Raw genomic sequence first — 20,916 nt, 5'->3', positions numbered from 1 at the left:
TTTTAAAAATGTATTCAAAATGATGTATTTCATCCGATATTTTGCACAATTCATAGAAAAGTTGGTTTTTGACTCGCTTTTCTTGTAGTTCGGATTTTGTTTTTTGTAAAAAAGAAATACCTTTGAAAAGCAAGATACCACAATTGCAATCCAAAAATACTTCATTATAACAGGCTATTCTGTGGCCTCCCTCTAGAACTTTTTTCGACCCCCAATATTAAATTGTAATTATAACCAATTAAATATTTTTATTATGAAAAAAGTGATTTTGAGCATCTCAGTGATGCTAGTAAGTGCAGTTTCTTTTGCACAATTCAACGACAGCAACGTGTTGCAGTTAGGAGGATCTAACAATTCGTCGGTTAACCAAAAAGGATCTTACCAAGATTCAGACGTAAGACAACAAGGAAACAGTAACGTTTCAAATGTTACACAAGGTATTAATCCTAACAATTCTTCTGCTTCTAACCACAACAAAGCAGACGTGAAGCAAATCGGAAACTTAAATAATGCATTTGTTTCTCAAAACAACCTTTACAATGAAGCTTACCAAGTTCAGACAGGAAATAGCAACCAAGCTACGATCTGGCAAGACCAATTAAACCCAACTGCAGGAAACGGAAATGACTGGGCTAAGCAATTGCAAACAGGAAACAACAACAAAGCTACCATTGACCAAGGTACTTCTGGAAACGAGATGCCAACAGGTGCTCCTTTCAGTGCAGAAGCTCTTGGATTTGTAAGTGCTGTTACAGTTCCATTCATGCCTCACGGATTCAATGATGCGTTACAAACTCAAGTAGGTGACTTTAACGTTGCTTATACTAGCCAAGGCGGTGAGTTGAACGACTCTAAAATTACGCAAACAAGTACAGCTGTAGCTGTTTCTGGAGCAAACAAAGCAAGCCACTACCAATATGGTAAAGACAATGATGCCTTGACTACTCAAAACGGATTCGGACATCTTGACAATACGCTTCAAATAGGAAACTACAACTATTCTAATGTTATGCAAAGCGGCAACAACCAAACTAGCATGAACGTTCAAAAAGGGAATTCTAACATTAACAATGTTACTCAATCTAACTAGTTGAACACTAAAATGGGGCGGCCACACAAGGCAGCCCCATCTTTTATAAAACACTAACTTATGAAACCTTTATTTAAGATAATGCTCTTTGTCTTTGGGCTTTTCTTTCAGGCTGCGTTCGCACAGGAAGAAGAGAATCCGGGATTTGACCAATATAGCTCGTCTATTTTTGATTCAAAAGAAAAAACATTGCATGTGGTTTCAAGCATGAATCCTGAACAATCAACCTCAGTGTTATTGCAAAAAGGGGATGTTTTGGTACAGCAGATCGGAAATTATAATTTGTTCAATGCCAATCTGAAAGCCAACGATGTTGATATCTCTGTGCTTCAAAATGGCAACGACAATGCCGTTTCCTTAACAAAACAAGCCAATACCATAACACAAAGAATTGTACAGTCTGGAGAAAATAATGCAATACAAGATTTTACCTATTACACAAGGTATGATGTAAATACGCAGATGATCCAGCAGGGCAATAACCAGAATATCCAAAGCTATGGAACCAATTCGCTTTCAAAAGATATGAAAGTGACCCAATCGGGCAATGGTTCGTCAGTCATTATTTTAAACCATTAGAACAATGCAAAGATATCTTCCATATAGCCTTTTTATGATGTTGCTTTTTGCTCCGGTTTCCTATTCGCAGCTGTCGAATACTCAAGTCAAGGCAAAAATACATCTAGAAGAAATTGAAGGAACCATAAAAATTACCGGTACTGCGGAAAATTTAACCGATATCGTTCAAAGCTTATCGTATAAATTATCAGTAATAAAAAAGAATAAGACAAGTAATAATCAATCTAATAATGCCCAAGAAGGACTTTTTACCTTGGAGCCAAGCGAAACAAAAAAACTGTCGACAACCCAAGTAAATTCTGGGAAAGACGACGAAATTATTGTGATGCTCCTTTTTTATGATAGCGATAAGAAACTTGTCGGAAAAGACAGGATTGTTATCGGCGAAGAAAAAAAAAAGGATGAAGGAATGATTCCCGCAGACGGTTTCGAATTGTCAGGTATTGTTACCGATGACACGAAAACCAAGGCAGGCAAAGACTTTTATGACTTATATTTTTACCGATATAATGACCTAAAAGTCAATTCCAAAAAGATGGTTACTGTTAGTGAAGAATTGAGTTTTGCAAGAAATACAAAAATTATAATAAGCATAGAGAACAATGTGATCTACGAATTTTTAGTGAATCCAGACGAAGAATTCCTGAGTCTTGTCGCCGGAGATGCCGTCAATGTGACCTATGCCTATCTTAAAAACTTGGAAAAACAAAGCCAATACATCACTCAGTATTAATTTATTACTTAAATTATGAAACTCCTATCCACTGCAATTATCATTTTGCTGGCACATGCCGCAAATGCCCAGGATTTGGTCTATAAGCCCAAAAATCCAAACTTCGGAGGTGATACGTTCAACTACCAGTGGCTTCTAAGTTCTGCAGAAGCTCAAAATAAATTAAAGGATAATACTGCTACATCTAAGACAAAAACAGAATTAGAAAGCTTTACAGAAAACCTAAACTCGCAGTTATTAAACCTAGTTTCCAGATCATTGTTCACGCAGCAATTTGGCACTAACGGAATTTCCGAAGGAAGCTATACATTCGGCAGCCTTTCTGTCGAAATTTTTCCCTCAGAAAACGGACTGACCGTTACCATTCTGGATACCAACACTGGAGAACAAACCCAAGTTATCATCCCAAAATAACACTATGCAAATCAAATATTACTTAGGAATAGCTATGCTGCTATTGCTGTCGGGCTGTGGTGCCTATTATAACCAGCCGACCGGAATAGAAAGAGCATCTATAGGCGAAATCACGCCCGCAACCACGCTATTAAGAGAACTCCCAAAACCAAAAGAACCGATTGTTGTCGGCATCTATAAGTTTAGGGACCAAACCGGACAATACAAAGCCTCTGATAACGGAAGTACATTCAGTACCGCCGTGACCCAAGGAGCTACCTCTATATTAATCAAAGCATTAGAAGACTCCAAATGGTTTATTCCCATTGAGCGCGAAAACATCGGAAACCTGCTACAAGAACGTAACCTGATCCGATCTACAAGACAAGAATATTCTAAGAACCCGAATCCCAACGATCCGCAGCTCACGCCTTTGTTGTATGCAGGAGTATTGCTTGAAGGCGGTATTGTTTCCTACGATTCCAATATCATCACAGGCGGTTTTGGAGCAAGATACTTTGGAGCAGGCGGTTCTACAAAATACAGACAAGACCGAGTAACCATTTACCTTCGGATGATTTCTACCGCAAGCGGAAAAATCCTCAAATCAGTTTATGTTTCTAAAACGATTCTGTCACAGGCAGTCGACCAAAGCCTTTTCAGGTATGTGAAATTTAAGAGATTGCTGGAAGTGGAAACCGGCTATTCTACCAACGAACCCGTACACATGGCCGTAACAGAAGCCATCGAAAAAGCCGTACAATCTTTAGTGCTCGAAGGAATTAAAGACAAAATATGGGAAGCCGATGCCGATAAAGCCGAAGTCGATTCCATCATCTCAAAATTTGAAATGGAAAAAGAAGTGGCCGATGCTACTGGAATTTATCAGCGACATAAAACCGAAAGAAGATCAAGATTCGCCATGGAAATCTCAGGGGGCGCAACGCTTATTGATGGCGATTACGATAAATCCCTGCTTCGCCCAATGGGACGAGGTGCTTTAAAATATTTTTTGACTCCAGGTTTTAATCTGAGTGCTTCTACCAATGTGATCAACCTCGCCAATAAAGACCGTCTCGACGTAGGCTACCTGACGTTTGATCTGAATGCAGAAATTATTTTGCTTCCAAAAGAACAATTCAGTCCCTATATTTTTGGCGGCGGCGGATTCGGAGCCAATCGTCTTTTCGAAAATACGCATGCAAAAGTTCAATATGGTGCAGGATTAGAATATCTGGCTTCAAAAACAGTCGGCATAAAAATATATGCCGAGCACAATCTCAACTTTAGTGACAATATAGATTATTTAGAAAGAGGCGTCCGTGACGATTATTATTTCCGATTCGGTTTTGGCGTTACCTATTATTTTCCAAAGAAAAAAGAGAAGGTGTATGAGAAATACATTATTGAAGAAGCCCAAAACCCTGTAAAGCAATAATTTTTAATCTTTAAAAATCATGAAAAATATTCTTATAAAATCAGGCCTCTTTCTTTTATTGCTGCTGTTTTCGTGCAGCGAAGAAAAGGTCGCAGGAGAAGATTTTGGAACCGTTACCGGAAGGGTAGTTATTGCCGATACTTTTGAACCGTTAGTCAATGCAAAAGTTTTTTCGAATCCGACCTCGAGTATTGTTTTTACCGATGAAGACGGAAGATTTACAGTTTCTAATGTTCCGGTCGGGCAATATTCTTTTCAAGCCCAAAAAGATGGATACTTGACAAAATTTGAAGCCGCCACAGTCAATAGTAACAGCACCACAGAAATTGTTTTTGAATTAGACCTCTCCACAAGCGGCAACAGATCACCCAATACTCCAGCTTTGGTTTTACCAGCAGATAATGCCGTAAACCAAAATAGACAAGTAGTATTGACATGGACCGCGACTGATCCTGAAGAAGACTCGCTTACCTATGAAGTGATCCTCCGAAATGATGCTAACAGCGATGTCGTGGTCTATTCCGATATTGTAACGCCGACCTATACGTTGCAGAATCTTGCTTTCGGGACGAAATATTTTTGGCAGGTTTCCGTTTCAGACGGACTGAATCCTCCTGTATTGAGCGCTGTGCGATCCTTCACTACGACTTCTTTTCCTGATGCTCGATTTCTATTAGTCAAAAAACTCAGCGAAAACAATGTGATATATGCCGGCGACAATTCCGGAAACCAGATACAGCTCACAAGTTCTGAAACTAACAGCTGGCGGCCTCGAAAAAATAACCAGTCTAATAAGATTGCTTTTATCCGTTCTAATGGCGCCCAAAATCATCTCTATACGATGAACCTCGACGGAACAGGAGTATTTAAAGTAACCAACTCAGTTCCTATTGCAGGATTCAATTCAGAGTTTATCAATTTTTCATGGAATACGGCCGGAAGCCAGCTCATCTATCCGAGTTTTGACAAGCTTTATAAGATAAACAGCAATGGCAGCGGATTGACCCAGATTTTCCAGACACCCAACGGCAAATTTATTTCAGAATGCGACTGGAGTTATGACGGTTCCAAAATTGCCCTGAAAGTTAACGATGCCAGCGGTTATAATGCCGAAATATATGTGATTACGGCTGAAGGTGCCATTTCAGATTTGGTTATATCAGGCGTAAATGGTGCTGTCGGAAGCTTGAATTTTTCAATAACAGGACAAAAATTGCTTTTTACCAGAGACGTGTCAGGTTTTGAAAACCCAGATTATAGGCAGTTGGATTCGCGTATCTTCCAGCATGTTTTTAGCACAAATACGACAGCAGAAATAAATACCGAAAAGCCAGCAGGAACAGTGGATATCGATGCCCGATACTCGCCAAATGAAGCAGAAGTTATTTTTGTCAACACGTCTAATGATTTTATAAGCGCTAGGAACGTGCAAAAATACTTTATCGGAATTGTGGCTTCAAGAACTACTTTGTTCACCAATGCATCAATGCCCGATTGGGAATGATTTTTTTGAACAATTTTTTCGCCTTTTGTTATTTTGTTTTTACAAATTGCTGGTAAATAGTGTTTTGTCTAAGAATGTTGCGGTTTGTCGATTATAAGGACAAATACATAAAATCTTTATTCTTTTAATTTAATTTAGTAATGATATAACGAGTTTCAATAGAAACTTTATCCCCATAAGTTTTTTACTTATACTTATTTATTTACCCCCATCGTAAATAAATATTTTAATTTGCTCTGTTAGAATTTTGTGTATTTGAAATACCCCATTCTGTTTTTTGAAAAAAAATCAGACGTAACCTAAATTCTAATTTTTCCAAGCAAATTAATTCTAAAACCGGTGAGACAGTTTCGGCTGTCTCACTTTTTATTTTGGCGTAATAAAAATCTTATTCTTCCGTTTGCTGTAAAAACCATAAACGTGAGACAAAAAATTACGACAGCTTTCCTACTGTTATTTTCGACTTTTATTTATTCACAAGAAAATCGTTTCCAGGTCTTTTTTGATTTTGACATTTCAGAAACAAACACAACATCTTCCAACAAACTATCCCAATGGATTAGCGAAAACCCCACAGCAATAATCGATAAGATTTATGGCTATTGTGATGCCGTTGGTACGATGGAATACAACGACGCGCTTTCAGTAAAACGGGCAGAGTATGTCCTTCAAACGCTTAAAGCCAATAGCATAAAAATAAACGAAGCTATTGAATTAAAAGGCTTTGGAGAACAGTTTGCCCAAGCTACCGTGCAAGAGGCCAATCGCAAAGTAACAGTCTATTATACGATTCCTCAAAAAGAAGTACCCAAAAGCAAGCTCTCTGAAGAAATCAAGACCCTTAAAACAGGGGATAAACTGACGCTTAAGAACCTAAATTTTTATGACCGCTCCGGAATTATTGTCCCAGCCTCAGAACCTATCCTAAGAGAATTGCTAACTATTTTGACAGAAAAGCCAAACCTGAAAATAGAAATTCAAGGACACATCTGCTGCCAATTAGGAACCGACTTAGAAGACATCGCTACGATCCGAGCCAAAGCGATTTATAATTATTTAATTGCAAACGGAATCAGCAGCAGTAGGCTGAAATATAAAGGATTCGGAAGCACCAAGCCCATCCATCCAATACCCGAAAAGAACGAGCAGGAACGCAACGAAAATAGAAGGGTAGAAATATTAGTGCTCCAAAGCGAATAATCCTGTAGGCCAGCTCTTTCGGGTAGGCTTTTTTATGTAATAAATAATTTGTTACTTCGTTTTTAATTATAAACTTATCCCATGAAAAACACAGCTATCTATATACTTTTCTTGCTTTTTTCTGTAGCTACGCAAGCACAAGAAGCATTCTCGGTCTATTTTGACAGCAATAAGCACGAACTTAAAAAACAAGAAAACGACAAGCTTCAGAATTTTATCAATGCCAATAAAGACATCAAGATTGTTGCTATAAATGGATATACCGATGAGGACGGAACCTCTGGATTTAACGATACGCTGGCTCAAAAACGCGTTAATTATGTGTATGAGTTAGTAAAAGGAAAGCTGAAAATAAGAGAAGACTTCAAGACTCGAAGCTTTGGCGAAAAGCACAAGCATTCAAAAATAAAAGCCGAAAACAGAAAAGTTGTTATCTACTTTATCGAAGCGAAAGACTTGGCTCGTGAAAACGAAATTCTTGGAATCAAAGAACAGCCTGTTGTCATAAAGCCGAGAGAAATGCCTAAATACCCCGAAAAGATAACCATCCAAAATCCTAACGGGAGCTCTACAGAACTGGTTTTTGATGTAGCTTTTATGGAAAAACTGACCGTTGCAAAAGCGGGAGAAAGACTAAAGCTTGACAACCTCAATTTCCAATTAAATACTTTTGCGATCACCAACGATTCCAGGCCAAAAATGTACGAGTTATTGGAAGTCATGAAAAGAAATCCGCAGATGAAGATTCAAATCCAAGGACACATCTGCTGTATGCAGAACGATAAACAGGACTTGTCTACTAAAAGAGCAAAAGCTATTGCCAAGTTTCTAGAAATAAACGGAATCGAAGACGAAAGAGTCACCTATAAAGGATTTGGGGTCACGCAACCGCTTTTTGCTATTCCAGAAAAAACAGAGCAGGAAAGAGCTTCCAACCGTCGCGTAGAGATTGAGATTGTAGAAAATTAGTTTCTTGTATTTTAACGTTTTTTGCTGTCAAGAAAGTCTAAAATCTATAGCCATACAGCAATCTTAACTAAAAAAAACTGATTATCTTTGCGCCACAACAACACAACCAATTTTTATGAGTTCCGATACAAGCAAGCGCTATAATCTGCGAGGAGTTTCTGCTTCAAAAGAAGACGTTCACAACGCAATCAAAAACATAGACAAAGGATTATTTCCAAAAGCTTTCTGCAAAATAGTTCCCGATTATCTTACTAACGATGAAGAGTATTGCCTGATTATGCATGCAGACGGCGCCGGAACAAAATCTTCGCTGGCCTATTTGTATTGGAAAGAAACAGGCGATTTGTCGGTTTGGAAAGGCATTTCTCAAGATGCCCTTATCATGAATATCGACGATCTTTTGTGCGTTGGAGCCACAGATAATATCTTGCTTTCCTCAACTATCGGAAGAAACAAAAACCTGATTCCAGCCGAAGTAATTTCTGCCATCATTAACGGAACCGAAGAACTTATAGACGAATTGAAATCATTTGGAGTTACGATTAATTCCACTGGAGGCGAGACTGCCGATGTCGGAGATTTGGTCCGTACGATAATTGTCGATTCTACCGTAACGGCAAGAATCAAAAGAGACAAAGTAGTCGATAACGCAAACATTCAAGCAGGCGATGTTATTGTTGGTTTGGCTTCTTTCGGACAGGCTTCTTATGAGAAATCATACAACGGAGGAATGGGCAGCAACGGACTTACTTCTGCACGCCATGACGTTTTCCATAACTACCTCGCGCAGAAATATCCAGAAAGCTTTGATGCTTCCGTACCGTCTGACTTGGTCTATTCTGGCAATGTCAGATTGACTGACGAGGTGGAAGGTGCTCCGATTGATGCCGGAAAATTAGTACTGTCGCCTACAAGAACCTACGCACCGATTATTAAAAAAATCTTGGATACCTATTCTCCAAAACAAATTCACGGAATGGTACATTGCAGCGGTGGCGCACAGACAAAAGTGCTTCATTTTGTAGACAATGTCCATGTTATAAAAGATAATCTTTTCCCGATTCCGCCGCTTTTCAAATTGATACAAGAACAATCTAAGACAGATTGGAAAGAAATGTACCAAGTATTCAATTGCGGCCACCGAATGGAAATCTACGTTCCGCAAGAAATCGCAGACGAGATTATTGCGATTTCAAAATCATTCAATGTAGACGCTCAGATTGTCGGCAGGGTAGAAGCTTCAGAGCACAAAAAGCTTACGATACAAAGCGAATTTGGAACCTTTGAGTATTAAAAACTAGAGAATTTTAAATAGAGAAAAACTCCCGATATCACTCGGGAGTTTTTTATTGCTTTTCTTTTTTTGTAGTTACGCCAACGATCACGCCAAAATTGCCATCAACTTGAAGCCAATTTTCTTTTGGAAGATACGTTCGAGAAACAAAACCATCCAGATATAGTGCATTCTTGCAGCCCAGGCTTTTAAAATAAGAAGCAAAGTCATAGAAGCTTATTTCTTCTTTTGACATCGCAAAAATAATCGTGTTGTTTGGCAGAATACCCACGCCGTTTCTAATATTTAGATTGGCAGAGCCCTTTTTAAATTTAGGATGAATTTGTCCATCAATTACCAGCATCGGGCCAGACTGCGTGGCATATTTCATCGTGTTCTTATTTGCAATTTTTTCAGTAGCGCACACAAAAGGAACATTTTCTTTAGTGATATAAAATATGCCGTTAGGTTTCAGATAAAAATTCCCATTACCGCTGGCCGTGTCTAGAGGAAACAATTCTTTTTGATTTTCAATGTAAAGACCTTGAGGGGAGTTATCCATTTTATACATTCCAGCATTCATCGCAAATTCGAGATTTTGGCTCTTTTTTTCGAGCCAAAGCTTTAAGTTGTTGATGCTTTTGAAATTTTGCTGCTTTTCGTCTTTTAAGTACAGTTTTAAAGTTTGCTTTTTTGGATCAACCACATAACTGATAAAGCGGCTGTCGCTATAGGATACCTTTTTTGCAAATGCACAAAACCCTAACGTCCCTAAAGCCAGAACGAATAGTGTGATCGTAAGATTTTTTTTCAATGCTCTCAATATTAAAAAATGATTTTTTGGCTATTTCTTTTTCTCAGAATTCTGCTTTGCCCTAAAAGCCGTTATCTTGGCAATCAATTCCAAAGGAATCGGCTGGTCAAGCGGAAACTGTACAGAACCCTTTCCTTTTTTGTAAGCCGAAAACTCTTTATCAAATTCTTCCATGCCCTCAGGAGCCGGATAAAAACCGATATGGTTTTTAAAAGCGGCAAAATGCACGAGATTTCCATTAAGCACAAAAGTCGGTATGGCATATTTGATGGCTTCGGTTGCCTCTGGAGCCGCCTTTTGTATCGTGGCGCGGACTTTTTCCAGAATCTCTTGCACCTCGATTGAAAAATCTGAAATGTACTCGTCTATGGTGTTGCGTTTAGCTGCCATGTTACGCTATTTAATAGGCTAAATATAATCTATTTATAGAATCTATGGTTCGGTTGCTTCCAGATACTTGCTGTCCCAGTTTTTATAAAGCCTGACTAAGCTCGAATAGTTGCGGTCTTTCGGAAGATTTTTGTCCCAAGCTTTAATAATCTTGCTTAATTTTTCTTGGTCTCTTTCTATAAAAGCCACCGTTCCTTTGGCATAATAATACCATGTTTTTCCGTCTTCGCCGCCAAACCATTTGTATAAGAAATTATACGTTTTTCGAAAGTAATGCACGGCTAATCTATCGTTTTGCACTTTGGCAAACATTTGTCCAGCATGCCAATGTAGAGCATGTATATTGGAGCGCTTTTTATTGTTTTTAAGATAAGAAACAATCAAATCGCCTGCTTTTTCATATTCGTTATTCTTCGCAAGTTTCCTCCAGCAGCAAGTGTCGCTGTCAAAAATAGGCTGTTCATAACCCAGTTCCCTGCTCCTGTTTTGGGCACGAACGCAAAGACAAGAAAATAAAAAAAAAGACGATTGTTGCTGTTTTCATATTAGCTGTCCAATTAAGTTAAGGCTTTGAACGCTCTATAGGATTATTAAATATAAACATTTGAATCGGAACAGGGGAGCTTTTGCCTTTAGAAACCGGTTTTAGTCCGCCAAGTCCTAGCAATTCCATTTGGGTTTTAAAAAATTTCTCAGGATCTTTTTTCTGAAGATCTTTCAATTCCTTTATTTCTTCGGGAGTTGCTTTGAAGGTATGAGCATCTGTAGGCAGTTGGATTTTGGTATCGGAAAGAGCGTTGCTGCTTCCCATTCTTGGTACGTATTTGTATTCATCAGCAAGAGGCTTTGCGTTTTCATCAATTTTCTCTAACCCGGCAAATACAAAGCTTACTTCGCTATCCTCATCATAGGCTTCAATGATTAGTCCTGGTAATCCAACCAACTTCCATGGGCCGCTAGAAAAAGGTAATTCTTCTGCAAACCATACTGTCCAGTTCCGGCCTCTAAAATAACCTGTCGCTTTTTTGCAATTTAGGTTCTCGATGATGCTAGTTTCCGATGTGATGTTCCAATCTATTTTTTCAACTTTTTCCTCCCAAAGATAAAAAGCGCCCAAATGCTCTTTTATTATAAACTTGTGGGCATCGGTAAAATAGAAAATCTCCATGCTGTTCGTCGGTCGTTTTTTAGGCGGCATACTATAGGTTGGGGTTTTTACATTGGCCTGTTCACGAGTTTGTTTTTCAAAAACCTCTTTAGTCTGAATATCTTGTAAAACTTTATCATAGCTCAAATATACCGAAGCCTTTTTTCCTGCAATCAGTACCATAGTTTCCTTATAATAATTCTCCCTGTTGTATATGTCATGCATATGCGAAAAGGCATATTTTACCCGAATCAAAACTTTGTCAGCTTCTTGTGCATAAGCACTAGAAACAATCGCAGTGGCGAAAAAAGTAAGTAGAATTGTTCTCATGTCTTGTTGTTTTAAGTAAGTTTTACATCATATATAATTTTGGAATTTAAAAGTCGGTTACTATTCAGTTTTTCTAAGTGATTTACATCTGTAGCGTGTTGAAATTTAAGTATTTGAGTCTATAAAACAAAAAAAACTGCAAGAGTTTTTTGAAGCTTGCAGTTTTTTGAAATTATAGTTTAAAGAGTATTATGCTTTCTTACAGCAGTTATCCAATTTGTCATAAGCCGCTACATCTGCCTTCACATCATCGGCATCATAACCCAGTTTCGAAATAGCTGTTTTGATAGTCTGCAGGTCGGTTTTTGTAGCATTATAATATACCGTTATGGTCATTTCTTTTTCATCGAGCTCATACATTCTTACGCCTTTTATTTTCAGCATATTCGATTGAAAGTTGGCGCCGCAGGTTTCACACTCCTTGCAGTGGTCGCAAGAGATAGAGGTTTTGATTACCGCTTTTTGGTTCTTTTTATTTTCCTGCCCAAAAGAGGTTGCAATGGCAAACAGCATAAAGAAAGCTACGAATGATTTTTTCAGGAAATTGCTTTTCATAAAATATGTTTTTTTACAAATATAGAGTAATTTTAAAATGGTTATTAAGATGATTTAATAAAAAAACGGCAAGAAAGTGCCTTGCCGTTTTATAAAATAGTTTTTCAAAACGATGCTTTCAATTCAATTTTACCTTTAAAATCTTTTTTTTCAGAATAAATCTTAAAACCAATCAATCGCCATTCCCTGATTCCAGAAATAGTATAGGTGCATGTATCTGTATTTTCTAATTTATCGACATATATATCGTTTGTGGTCCAATTTGTGCCTCCCACAATCCCTGTCAAAGAAGTATGTGCCGATAAGAGCTTTTTGCCTTCAGCATTTTCTCCATACTTTAAAAAGAAAGTGATTTTTGACAATAGATTATCTTCAAGATTTTTTTGTACAAGAAAAGTATCTCCCGCAAATTTATTGTTGTCACTGCTCTTGTTCAGGTTGAACATCTGATCGTTTTCAGATAATTTTTTATCTAATCCAGCGGCAGAAAGCAAAACAAAAACAAAAATACCTAATGCAAATACGCCCATTTTCTCTCGAATGAATTTTGCTGTCTTAACGCAGATGATTATAAAGTAAATGATGATGGAAAGGTTAATCAATAACCAAATTAGTTCTAGCATAATAAAAGTTTTTATATTCTAAGTTTATTATATGACACTGTCAGTCTCGTACTATTTTAGGAGCATTTTTACTTTTACGATGTACAGGCTTTTCGATTGTGATTCCATTGCAATTACTTTTCTTAATTTTTTTTATCACTAATTCTGTAACATAGTAAAAGCTTTTAGTTTCAGTAGTACGAATTAAAAAGAGGGTTTCTTTATTTGCGTTAGCTTGCATTATATACTTTCCATTTAGTTTAGTATATATTTTTTTATCAAATAATCCATTTTTAATCCTGTCACAAGAGATAAGACTTTCTTGCTCTTTTTGTGCAAAAATTTTGATAGTAAAAAAAATAATAAAAGTAAAAATTTTGTTTTCATAATCCATGTTTTGGTTTAATTAAGATAACATTATTATGTCCATCAAATTCACAATATTCTTTGATGAATACAACTTTGAATAAAGACCATGATTTGCTTTTAAAACAAGTTTAAGTAGAAGTGATTTAAGCATGATGCTTTCTGTTCTTAAAAATTCTGTAAAGACCCAGTATAGGCAATAGTAAAATCAATACTAGAAGAAATAAAAATAAATAAAGAGAAATTCCATAAAATATGTCGCCTATACTTATAAAAAGCACTTTCTTACTGTCATCTAAAAAGATTAAATCATGGTAGATAAATAAAAATAGTATTGAAATTACAATCAATAAAAACGCAATTAGAAAATATTTCATGATATTTTATATTTTAACCTTAAAGACCGTTGCGAAATTAGAAATCTGTGTTTCTTTTTTAAACTGGCTAAAAAAGATAGTAGTGCTTGTAGATTGTAGGGTATGAGGTAGTGCTGGCGTATCACTTTCCCAGCTGTTAAGAATGCTAATACGATACCTGCGAGCAGGAAATTTTTAAATAAGGATAAAGTGTTTTTCATGAATAAGTAGCATTAATTAATAATTATTTGGCAGTAAATTGTTAATAGAAAGACAATAAGTGGTTGGTTTCAGTCAGTTTATACTTATCAAATTTGCTAATTCAAAGATCACTCAAACTTTAACATTTTCCTAACAAGAAGTAATAAGTGGTCGATTTTAGGCGTAACTGGTCACTTTTTTGGTGTAAGTGGGAAAATGTTGTTTATCAATTGCTGTTTAAATAAAAAAATGGCAATATGTATTTAATTAACAAAAGTAATCATAATCGTTATTATTTTATATTTGTTTTAAATTTTTAAATACAACAATTATGAGCACTAAAAATTCCGAAACAGGACACGCAAAAAACATTGCGAACATGAATTTGCTACTCACAAACATTGTAGCAATAGGAGCTGACTATAACCCAGCAAACCCGCAACTCGACATTACAGAACTGCAGAACTTGTACGCCCTCGCCTCTAAAGCACAGAAAGACGTTAATGAAGCAACGGGACCTTATAAGACGGCAGTGGCGGAAAGAGAAAACACTTTTGAACCTTTAGGAAAGCTTATTACAAAACTAAGAAGAGCCTATAAAGCAACAGAAGGAGTACAGCCCAACAACGTAGAAAATTTTATGACCCTAGCCCGAAAAATTAGAGGGAATAAAAAGAGTACCGGCCAAAACACAAAAGACCCAGCGGCACTGCAAAATGAACACTCCGTCTCACAGACCAGCTACGACCAAAAAGCCAGCCATTTTGACCAGCTGATTTCAATCCTGCAGCACACCAACAATTACAATCCGAATGAAGAGGAATATAAAATTGCTACATTAAAAACATTGCATGCAAAAATGCTTGCAAAGACCGCTGCAGTGGCTGAATTTTATGTGCCGCTAAACAACCTACGAAGCACTAGAAATACTATCATGTACCAATCTCCAAACAATCTGGTCGATACGGTTCATAAAGCAAAAGACTATGTCTTTACTATTCTAGATATTAAATCGGCGCAATACAAAAACATTTCCAAGATCAAATTCACCAAGATTTAAAAGAAAAAGCCTTACCCTCCTAAGGCTTTAATAATAATAGCGTTTAAAATGTCCTTGATTGAATCTTGAAAAGCCTTCTTTTCAGATTGAAAACGCTTATTTAAAAACTGAAATGCCTTATGCGTATATTGAAATCGTTTATTTCAATCTTGAAACGCATTATGTAAAAGTTGAAACGGCTTATTTTTAATCAAAATAATAGCAGGCAGGTATATAACTAATTGATGCTTAAACTGCAATAAAAAAACGGCAAAGATGTATCTTGCCGTTTAACTTAAAAGCCCGTAGTTGTATCAAGAATTCTTATCCAAAAATTTGATAACCTTTCTATACAGCTTTACGATAAAATAGATAATAGCTATAAGCAGCGCTATATTCACGAACTCCCATATCGAGCCCAAGATAAAATCTAGATTGTAGACCGTTTCGGTTTCAAAAACTTTTTCTCTCATAAGTTGTATTTTAAGTTAGTTATAATTCCATGAAGAACTTACGACGGTTGCATCGGCCGGATTTAAGATCAAGATCATGCGTATGCCCTTAAAAATCTTAAGCCCTTTGGTAATCCACCCATCAATAGAATAATCATATTTCATAGAGCCGACAACTTCAACCCTTATATTGCCATTCGGTAATACCTCCGCTTCATAATGGCTCTGTTCCCACTCCCCAAGAGATACTCCATATTGCTCGGTAGCTACGCTCGTGACAGTATGATGGTATTGCGGAGAGACAGAAAATTTGATATTCATTTTTAGTCCAGTTATTGTATTGATTCTAAATTTATAGCTGCCTATAAATGTGTTTCTTTGATTTGGCAGCTGGTCTATCGCTACATAGGTAAACTTCAACTCGTTTAATGAGGTTCCCAATTGCCCAACGCTATTGATAGGCACCGCATTTTCTGCAACAGTATCGTCAAACGCAAAGGCAAACGAATCTTCCATAGCCAGGTTAATCAGTTCCCACCCAAACTGTTGGGCCTCCTGCCGATACTGTTGCTGTATGACATATTCGACAACACTCTGGCACATTTCATAATTAGTCATCAAAAAGCCCAATTTTGCCTTAAACTCGTCACGAATATCTACGATAGCACTGATAGACGGCACATCAATATAGCCCTCAATAAGCCGTGCCTTAAAAAACGGATTTGCATCCAGCCAGCCCTGCTGCACGAGATCAAGCCCCAAGGCAGTCATAAATGCCTTAACAGGAATACCGCCGCCGCCAGGATTGATGCCAAATCTAGGCTCTCCGCCAGTGCCGGTACCCGGGTCTTCAGGCTCGGTCGTGCCGCACGGAACAGGAATGGCACTCGAAGAAACACACAAGTTACACAAGTCGCAGCTGCCTCCTGCACAAGGCCCCGTACGCGTACAGTGAAATTTATATTCCGTTCCCCAGCACACTACATTGGTGCTACGACTCGAATATACCTGCTTGATGTTTTCATAGAGCGTATTGCTTCCTTCAACAACCTTTATTTCGGCAGAAAATAGGCTCGTTTCCCATTTGCCATTCTCTTTATGGTAGACCAAGTTGAAGATTTCATGTTCTCCCGCCATTTTATCATTGACCGGATATACAAAAAATGAATAAGTAGGATTGCTATCTGAACGTTTCTCTATAGAAGTAGTATCAATAACAAAGCCCTGAGTCAGCCCAGCCGTTCTTGCATTTTCTCCAAAATGTGAAGCCTTTACCCTAAAGACCGTCTGAAAATCAACAATATCCGTTTCCTTTTTAAACTGGCTAAAAGAAATCGCCATATTTTTAGTCTGATGAGCATGCGCCGTCACTGGCTTTTCGTCATCGCAGTTAAGAAACAATAATACAATACCCGCATACAGCAGGCCCTTAAAAAATGCAGTGTTTTTCATAATTGATTGGTTTAGATTACTAATTATTTGGCGGGTAAAATTTTATGAGAAGACTGCAAGCCGTCTGGTCTAGAAAACAGTAGCTGTTTTCCAGCTAAGACAAGCTTTACTTACATTTTAGGAGGAGGCTTATAAGACCCTTCACACCTTTTTGTCAAGACGACAGACACGATTTCTTCTTTTGGTGCGATACAAGCCAGACAGCTAGGCACCAATTTGCCTCGGGTAGAATAAAGGCTTCTGATAAAGTGCTTTTTTGGATTCATATCATTGGTTTTTAATTAGTTATTTGGGTTAGATAGGCTACAATAATACAAAATATAATTTATAAATAAACTAATTTATTTATTTTTTAATTAAAAAACACAAACCTATCAAACCAAATGCATACTCATAAACCAAATTATCTCTATTTTTATTACTAAAAATAATTACTTAAGTAATTTTTTTAATAAACAATAGTGTTTATCGAAGCAAGAATCTCCCCATAAAACAGTAGTAAACATTTTATAAGAGTTTTATAATAATTTATAGCCACATAAAACCTATTTTTGATATCCAAAAGAACCTATCACACTATATGGCACAGATAAAAGAATTTGACTTTTCAAAAGAAGTGATATTGCAAGATGATGCAGTCCTGTTGCGGCCGCTGCAACATTCAGATATAGAAAACCTACTGCACTTTTCGCTCAACGAGCCCGAAATCTGGACATTTTCTTCTATTCCCGCCGCAGGCAGAGAAAACCTCGAAAACTACATAGACTTGGCACTAAAAGCACGAGAAAACAAGACCGAATTTCCCTTCATCGTCTACGATAAAAAAACAAACACCTATGCCGGCAGCACGCGCTTTTATGATATCAATCTGCCGTTCAAGACGCTCCAGCTCGGCTATACGTGGTACGGAAAAGACTATCAAGGAACAGGGCTCAACAAGCACTGCAAGTTCCTGATGCTCGAATTTGCTTTTGAAGTGCTAGGAATGGAAAGAGTAGAGTTTAGGGCCGACAGCAACAATGCAAAAAGCATTGCCGCCATGAAAAGCATAGGCTGCCAGGTGGAAGGAATATTGCGAAGCCACATGCCGACAATCCAAAACGGAGTCCGCCGCGATTCTATCATACTCAGCATCCTAAAAAGCGAATGGGAGGGAGGCGCAAAAGAACAATTGAAGAATAAAATAAACAACAGATAAAACATGAAAATAAACCCAAAAATCGGAATCGACAAGCTCATCTTCGGGATGCTGCAGAAAGATGTAGAAGCCCTTTACGGCAAGCCAGACAAGGCCTATAAAGACGAAGAAGACAATGTCATCTTTCAATACAACAAGCAAAAAATCCGCTTGACGTTTTATCAAGAAGAAGGATTCAAGCTCGGATATCTCGTAGCATCAAGTCCAGAATTAGTTTTGTTTGACAAAAAAGTCATAGCCCGTCCGATAGCTGTGCTTCAAAAAGAACTAGAAGCAAAAGGACTGGCAAAGTGGGAAAAAGAAGAATTCGACACCTTTGAAAACTTCTTCAACGAATCCAACTGGCTCATCCTCCAAGCCGAATTTGATGAAGTCATTAAAGTGGAACTAGGAGCCATCATCAACGACAAAGATGAATTTGAATGGAAGTTTAAGAAATAAAAAAAAGAGGTTCATTTAGAACCTCTTTTTTAGTATAAATACCTGTGATTAATTATTGTTTAGGAGCTTCCAAAAGTTCCACCTCAAAAATAATATTAGCATTCGGCGGAATTACGTTTCCAGCACCTCTTTCGCCATAGCCAAGAGCGGCTGGGATAAAGAATGTAGCCTTGTCTCCAAACGACATAAGATTAATACCTTCAAGGAAACCAGGAATCAGGCCGCCTTTATTAGAAATATCGAAAGGAAAAGGCTGGTAGCCATTCTGAGCTGCGCGGTTAGCATCGAACTTACCGTATAGCTTAGATATTTCGGCATCGCTGCTGTCAAACAAGCTTCCATCTTCAAGATATCCTGCATAATTAACATATACCGTTCCAGAAGCCGGTTTTATTCCTTTGCCTTTTGTCGTAATACTATATTCTAAACCAGAAGCAGTCTTTGTTGTTGTCGCTCTGATGGCGTTCAATTCGGCTACTTTTTTAGCTTTTACAGGAGCAAATTCAGCTTCAAGCGCTTTCTTTTTCTCGGCTTCGGCAGCTAATTGTTTTTTCTCAACTTCATCTTTGTTGGCAAAATACTCATTAAATACTTTAGCCGCGTCAAACTTCTTAGCTTCGGCACCATTTCTAATGATTTTGATTTCCATGATTACGTCGTTTTGCTCAATCGCATTCACAACGTCCATGCCGCTAGTCACTTTGCCAAACACAGTGTGCTTGCCATCCAACCACGGCGTATATTTGTGCGTAATAAAGAACTGGCTTCCGTTGGTTCCAGGGCCAGAATTGGCCATAGAAAGAATTCCTGCTGTATCATGTTTCAAGCTTGGGTCGATTTCATCCTTAAACTTGTAGCCAGGATCTCCAGAACCATTGCCCAGCGGATCTCCACCCTGAATCATAAAATCTTTGATAACTCTATGAAATTTAAGTCCGGTATAAAACGGTTTTCCTTTGTATTTTGCATTTACGGCAGTATTGGTGCCTTCTGCCAAAGAAATAAAATTGGCAACCGTAATCGGCGCTTTTTGATATTCTAATTTGACTACAATTCTTCCTTTGGTCGTTTCAAACTGAGCATAAATTCCAGGCTCTTGGTTAGAAGCCCCTGCTTTTTTGGTTGTAGTTGCAGCTTTTTTTGGAGCAGCGGCTTTCTTTTTTGTCTGCGCGCCTAGGCCAGCTGTCATGGCCAAAAACAATAAGCAAATAAATTTTAATTTCATTTTAGTACAGATTAAGTTTTCTACTTTATTTTTAGCTGCCTATTGGTTGGCAGGCATTGATCCGAGCATTTCAATTTCAAATATAATATTAGCGTTTGGAGGAATAGCACCTTCCATGCCTCTTTCTCCGTAGCCTAAATACGAAGGAATAAAGATAACCGCTTTGTCGCCAATAGATAACTGTTCGACTCCCTCAATAAATCCAGGAATGATGCCTTCTTTGACTCCGATCTGGAAAGGAATTGGATTATATGCTTTAGCCGCAGCTCTGTTTGGATCTAGCTTTCCGAAAACTGTCGCCACGCTTTCGATATTGGTGTCGAACAAGTCGCCGTTCTCAAAATAGCCTGCATAGTTGATAAAAACCTGCGCTCCGGCAACAGGCTTTTTGCCATTACCTTTAGATAGAATCTTAAATTGCAATCCAGATTGAGTTTTAACTGATTGCGATTTTAATTGTTGGAAAGAGGCCTCCTTTTCTTTAATGACGCCAGCATATTGTTCTCTTAATTTTAGCTGTTCCTCTTCCATCTTTTTTTGTTCAGCAGCCTGCTTTGCAAAATTGTCTTTGAAGATTTTTGGAGCATCAAATTTTTTAGCATCCTCTCCTTTGCGGATGATGGTAATCTTGTTGATTACGTCATCCTGCTGGATAGCGTTTACCACTTCCATGCCGTTTTCAATCACATGTCCAAAAACAGTGTGGATTCCGTCAAGCCAAGGCGTTGCTTGGTGCGTGATAAAAAACTGGCTGCCGTTTGTAGCTTTTCCGCCATTTGCCATAGACAAGATACCGCCTTTGTCATGCTTTAATTCTGGTACGATTTCATCTTGAAAACGATATCCTGGACCGCCACTGCCATTGCCATCAGGATCACCGCCTTGGATCATGAAATTAGGCAGTACTCTGTGGAATTTTAATCCGTCATAAAACGGCTTTCCTTTATATTTTTCGCTCACCATCGGATTTTTTCCCTCCGCTAGCGATACAAAATTGGCAACCGTCACCGGTGTCTTTTTATATTCTAATTCAACTACAATAGTTCCTTTGCTGGTTTCGATTTCCGCATACATACCATCAGGAAGATTGCTGCTCGGATTGTTACACGAAAAAAACAGGGCGCTGATACCTAAAAATAGACTTGTTATTCTCTTCATTTTGATAAATT

At 37.8% G+C, this 20,916-nt stretch carries 25 protein-coding genes; 13 read left to right on the top strand and 12 right to left on the bottom strand.

Annotation, left to right across the window (positions count from 1 at the left end; translation table 11 throughout):
• Positions 1–253 precede the first annotated feature (253 nt).
• The 9 genes from CLV94_RS01595 (at position 254) to CLV94_RS01550 (ending at position 9,200) form a co-directional block, all read left to right on the top strand.
• On the top strand, positions 254–1,090 hold the full coding sequence (locus CLV94_RS01595; RefSeq protein WP_121374714.1) for a hypothetical protein: 837 nt from the start codon (positions 254–256) through the stop codon (positions 1,088–1,090).
• 60 nt (positions 1,091–1,150) lie between these two features.
• A complete protein-coding gene (locus tag CLV94_RS01590; RefSeq protein ID WP_147406551.1) occupies positions 1,151–1,669 on the top strand; it encodes a hypothetical protein in 519 nt (172 codons plus the stop codon).
• Positions 1,670–1,673: 4 nt separating this feature from the next.
• On the top strand, positions 1,674–2,402 hold the full coding sequence (locus CLV94_RS17130; protein WP_245982416.1) for a curli production assembly/transport protein CsgE: 729 nt from the start codon (positions 1,674–1,676) through the stop codon (positions 2,400–2,402).
• A 15-nt stretch (positions 2,403–2,417) separates the two neighbouring features.
• The gene (locus CLV94_RS01575) at positions 2,418–2,816 is read left to right on the top strand and encodes a curli production assembly/transport component CsgF (protein ID WP_121374712.1); all 399 of its coding nucleotides are present in this window, start codon (positions 2,418–2,420) and stop codon (positions 2,814–2,816) included.
• 4 nt (positions 2,817–2,820) lie between these two features.
• Complete coding sequence (locus tag CLV94_RS01570; protein ID WP_121374711.1) at positions 2,821–4,233, top strand: CsgG/HfaB family protein; 1,413 nt, start codon at positions 2,821–2,823, stop codon at positions 4,231–4,233.
• A gap of 19 nt (positions 4,234–4,252) precedes the next feature.
• Positions 4,253–5,737 carry a carboxypeptidase regulatory-like domain-containing protein gene (locus CLV94_RS01565; RefSeq protein ID WP_121374710.1) on the top strand — a complete coding sequence of 495 codons (1,485 nt, stop codon included), beginning with the start codon at positions 4,253–4,255 and terminating at the stop codon, positions 5,735–5,737.
• A gap of 420 nt (positions 5,738–6,157) precedes the next feature.
• Complete coding sequence (locus CLV94_RS01560; protein ID WP_147406550.1) at positions 6,158–6,937, top strand: OmpA family protein; 780 nt, start codon at positions 6,158–6,160, stop codon at positions 6,935–6,937.
• A gap of 81 nt (positions 6,938–7,018) precedes the next feature.
• Complete coding sequence (locus CLV94_RS01555) at positions 7,019–7,906, top strand: OmpA family protein (protein ID WP_121374708.1); 888 nt, start codon at positions 7,019–7,021, stop codon at positions 7,904–7,906.
• Positions 7,907–8,021: 115 nt separating this feature from the next.
• Complete coding sequence (locus CLV94_RS01550) at positions 8,022–9,200, top strand: AIR synthase related protein (RefSeq protein ID WP_121374707.1); 1,179 nt, start codon at positions 8,022–8,024, stop codon at positions 9,198–9,200.
• A 52-nt stretch (positions 9,201–9,252) separates the two neighbouring features.
• Here CLV94_RS01550 and CLV94_RS01545 read toward each other — a convergent pair whose 3' ends face one another.
• The 7 genes from CLV94_RS01545 to CLV94_RS01515 all read right to left on the bottom strand — a co-directional run bounded on the left by CLV94_RS01545 (position 9,253) and on the right by CLV94_RS01515 (position 13,411).
• On the bottom strand, positions 9,253–9,993 hold the full coding sequence (locus CLV94_RS01545) for a phosphodiester glycosidase family protein (RefSeq protein ID WP_245982414.1): 741 nt from the start codon (positions 9,991–9,993) through the stop codon (positions 9,253–9,255).
• Between the two features lie 30 nt (positions 9,994–10,023).
• The gene (locus tag CLV94_RS01540; protein ID WP_121374706.1) at positions 10,024–10,383 is read right to left on the bottom strand and encodes an iron chaperone; all 360 of its coding nucleotides are present in this window, start codon (positions 10,381–10,383) and stop codon (positions 10,024–10,026) included.
• 42 nt (positions 10,384–10,425) lie between these two features.
• Complete coding sequence (locus tag CLV94_RS01535; protein WP_147406549.1) at positions 10,426–10,683, bottom strand: hypothetical protein; 258 nt, start codon at positions 10,681–10,683, stop codon at positions 10,426–10,428.
• A gap of 262 nt (positions 10,684–10,945) precedes the next feature.
• Positions 10,946–11,860, bottom strand: a complete 915-nt coding sequence (locus tag CLV94_RS01530; RefSeq protein ID WP_121374704.1) for a GLPGLI family protein — start codon at positions 11,858–11,860, stop codon at positions 10,946–10,948.
• Positions 11,861–12,049: 189 nt separating this feature from the next.
• The gene (locus CLV94_RS01525; protein ID WP_182492333.1) at positions 12,050–12,415 is read right to left on the bottom strand and encodes a heavy-metal-associated domain-containing protein; all 366 of its coding nucleotides are present in this window, start codon (positions 12,413–12,415) and stop codon (positions 12,050–12,052) included.
• 104 nt (positions 12,416–12,519) lie between these two features.
• The gene (locus CLV94_RS01520) at positions 12,520–13,038 is read right to left on the bottom strand and encodes a hypothetical protein (RefSeq protein WP_147406548.1); all 519 of its coding nucleotides are present in this window, start codon (positions 13,036–13,038) and stop codon (positions 12,520–12,522) included.
• A 40-nt stretch (positions 13,039–13,078) separates the two neighbouring features.
• Complete coding sequence (locus tag CLV94_RS01515; RefSeq protein ID WP_121374702.1) at positions 13,079–13,411, bottom strand: hypothetical protein; 333 nt, start codon at positions 13,409–13,411, stop codon at positions 13,079–13,081.
• 860 nt (positions 13,412–14,271) lie between these two features.
• Here CLV94_RS01515 and CLV94_RS01510 point away from each other — a divergent pair.
• Both CLV94_RS01510 and CLV94_RS17220 read left to right on the top strand, forming a co-directional pair.
• Positions 14,272–15,000, top strand: a complete 729-nt coding sequence (locus tag CLV94_RS01510) for a hypothetical protein (RefSeq protein ID WP_121374701.1) — start codon at positions 14,272–14,274, stop codon at positions 14,998–15,000.
• Between the two features lie 58 nt (positions 15,001–15,058).
• Positions 15,059–15,190: a hypothetical protein gene (locus CLV94_RS17220; protein ID WP_262671036.1), complete on the top strand. Its 132-nt coding sequence runs from the start codon at positions 15,059–15,061 to the stop codon at positions 15,188–15,190.
• Positions 15,191–15,293: 103 nt separating this feature from the next.
• Here the strand turns inward: CLV94_RS17220 and CLV94_RS16975 are convergent, their stop codons facing one another.
• From CLV94_RS16975 to CLV94_RS16970, 3 genes are all read right to left on the bottom strand, one after another.
• Entirely contained in the window at positions 15,294–15,452 is a 159-nt protein-coding gene (locus tag CLV94_RS16975; RefSeq protein WP_170148726.1) for a hypothetical protein, read from the bottom strand.
• A 15-nt stretch (positions 15,453–15,467) separates the two neighbouring features.
• The gene (locus CLV94_RS01505; protein ID WP_121374700.1) at positions 15,468–16,883 is read right to left on the bottom strand and encodes a hypothetical protein; all 1,416 of its coding nucleotides are present in this window, start codon (positions 16,881–16,883) and stop codon (positions 15,468–15,470) included.
• A 110-nt stretch (positions 16,884–16,993) separates the two neighbouring features.
• Positions 16,994–17,149, bottom strand: a complete 156-nt coding sequence (locus CLV94_RS16970) for a hypothetical protein (protein ID WP_170148725.1) — start codon at positions 17,147–17,149, stop codon at positions 16,994–16,996.
• Positions 17,150–17,463: 314 nt separating this feature from the next.
• Between CLV94_RS16970 and CLV94_RS01500 the strand changes: the two genes are divergently transcribed.
• Both CLV94_RS01500 and CLV94_RS01495 read left to right on the top strand, forming a co-directional pair.
• Positions 17,464–18,081 carry a GNAT family N-acetyltransferase gene (locus CLV94_RS01500; RefSeq protein ID WP_121374699.1) on the top strand — a complete coding sequence of 206 codons (618 nt, stop codon included), beginning with the start codon at positions 17,464–17,466 and terminating at the stop codon, positions 18,079–18,081.
• A gap of 3 nt (positions 18,082–18,084) precedes the next feature.
• Positions 18,085–18,522: a hypothetical protein gene (locus tag CLV94_RS01495; protein WP_121374698.1), complete on the top strand. Its 438-nt coding sequence runs from the start codon at positions 18,085–18,087 to the stop codon at positions 18,520–18,522.
• 52 nt (positions 18,523–18,574) lie between these two features.
• Here CLV94_RS01495 and CLV94_RS01490 read toward each other — a convergent pair whose 3' ends face one another.
• Both CLV94_RS01490 and CLV94_RS01485 read right to left on the bottom strand, forming a co-directional pair.
• A complete protein-coding gene (locus CLV94_RS01490) occupies positions 18,575–19,747 on the bottom strand; it encodes a peptidylprolyl isomerase (protein WP_121374697.1) in 1,173 nt (390 codons plus the stop codon).
• Positions 19,748–19,786: 39 nt separating this feature from the next.
• Positions 19,787–20,905, bottom strand: a complete 1,119-nt coding sequence (locus tag CLV94_RS01485; protein WP_121374696.1) for a peptidylprolyl isomerase — start codon at positions 20,903–20,905, stop codon at positions 19,787–19,789.
• Between the last annotated feature and the right edge of the window lie 11 nt (positions 20,906–20,916).

This window comes from Flavobacterium endophyticum (assembly GCF_003634455.1).
In the GTDB taxonomy this organism is placed as follows: domain Bacteria; phylum Bacteroidota; class Bacteroidia; order Flavobacteriales; family Flavobacteriaceae; genus Flavobacterium; species Flavobacterium endophyticum.
The sequence above is the reverse complement of the archived record's forward strand: the minus strand, read 5'-3'. Positions and strand labels throughout refer to the sequence as shown.

Excerpts from the sequence above, each read along its gene's own strand:
- CLV94_RS01550 (WP_121374707.1), top strand. The coding sequence starts at position 8,022 with ATGAGTTCCGATACAAGCAAGCGCTATAATCTGCGAGGAGTTTCTGCT.
- CLV94_RS01490 (WP_121374697.1), bottom strand. The coding sequence starts at position 19,747 with ATGAAATTAAAATTTATTTGCTTATTGTTTTTGGCCATGACAGCTGGC.
- CLV94_RS01590 (WP_147406551.1), top strand. The coding sequence starts at position 1,151 with ATGAAACCTTTATTTAAGATAATGCTCTTTGTCTTTGGGCTTTTCTTT.
- CLV94_RS01515 (WP_121374702.1), bottom strand. The coding sequence starts at position 13,411 with ATGGATTATGAAAACAAAATTTTTACTTTTATTATTTTTTTTACTATC.
- CLV94_RS01495 (WP_121374698.1), top strand. The coding sequence starts at position 18,085 with ATGAAAATAAACCCAAAAATCGGAATCGACAAGCTCATCTTCGGGATG.
- CLV94_RS01570 (WP_121374711.1), top strand. The coding sequence starts at position 2,821 with ATGCAAATCAAATATTACTTAGGAATAGCTATGCTGCTATTGCTGTCG.
- CLV94_RS01575 (WP_121374712.1), top strand. The coding sequence starts at position 2,418 with ATGAAACTCCTATCCACTGCAATTATCATTTTGCTGGCACATGCCGCA.
- CLV94_RS01520 (WP_147406548.1), bottom strand. The coding sequence starts at position 13,038 with ATGCTAGAACTAATTTGGTTATTGATTAACCTTTCCATCATCATTTAC.
- CLV94_RS16975 (WP_170148726.1), bottom strand. The coding sequence starts at position 15,452 with ATGAGAGAAAAAGTTTTTGAAACCGAAACGGTCTACAATCTAGATTTT.
- CLV94_RS17130 (WP_245982416.1), top strand. The coding sequence starts at position 1,674 with ATGCAAAGATATCTTCCATATAGCCTTTTTATGATGTTGCTTTTTGCT.
- CLV94_RS01540 (WP_121374706.1), bottom strand. The coding sequence starts at position 10,383 with ATGGCAGCTAAACGCAACACCATAGACGAGTACATTTCAGATTTTTCA.
- CLV94_RS01530 (WP_121374704.1), bottom strand. The coding sequence starts at position 11,860 with ATGAGAACAATTCTACTTACTTTTTTCGCCACTGCGATTGTTTCTAGT.
- CLV94_RS01565 (WP_121374710.1), top strand. The coding sequence starts at position 4,253 with ATGAAAAATATTCTTATAAAATCAGGCCTCTTTCTTTTATTGCTGCTG.
- CLV94_RS01510 (WP_121374701.1), top strand. The coding sequence starts at position 14,272 with ATGAGCACTAAAAATTCCGAAACAGGACACGCAAAAAACATTGCGAAC.
- CLV94_RS01595 (WP_121374714.1), top strand. The coding sequence starts at position 254 with ATGAAAAAAGTGATTTTGAGCATCTCAGTGATGCTAGTAAGTGCAGTT.
- CLV94_RS01485 (WP_121374696.1), bottom strand. The coding sequence starts at position 20,905 with ATGAAGAGAATAACAAGTCTATTTTTAGGTATCAGCGCCCTGTTTTTT.
- CLV94_RS01505 (WP_121374700.1), bottom strand. The coding sequence starts at position 16,883 with ATGAAAAACACTGCATTTTTTAAGGGCCTGCTGTATGCGGGTATTGTA.
- CLV94_RS01525 (WP_182492333.1), bottom strand. The coding sequence starts at position 12,415 with ATGAAAAGCAATTTCCTGAAAAAATCATTCGTAGCTTTCTTTATGCTG.
- CLV94_RS01555 (WP_121374708.1), top strand. The coding sequence starts at position 7,019 with ATGAAAAACACAGCTATCTATATACTTTTCTTGCTTTTTTCTGTAGCT.
- CLV94_RS01500 (WP_121374699.1), top strand. The coding sequence starts at position 17,464 with ATGGCACAGATAAAAGAATTTGACTTTTCAAAAGAAGTGATATTGCAA.
- CLV94_RS16970 (WP_170148725.1), bottom strand. The coding sequence starts at position 17,149 with ATGAATCCAAAAAAGCACTTTATCAGAAGCCTTTATTCTACCCGAGGC.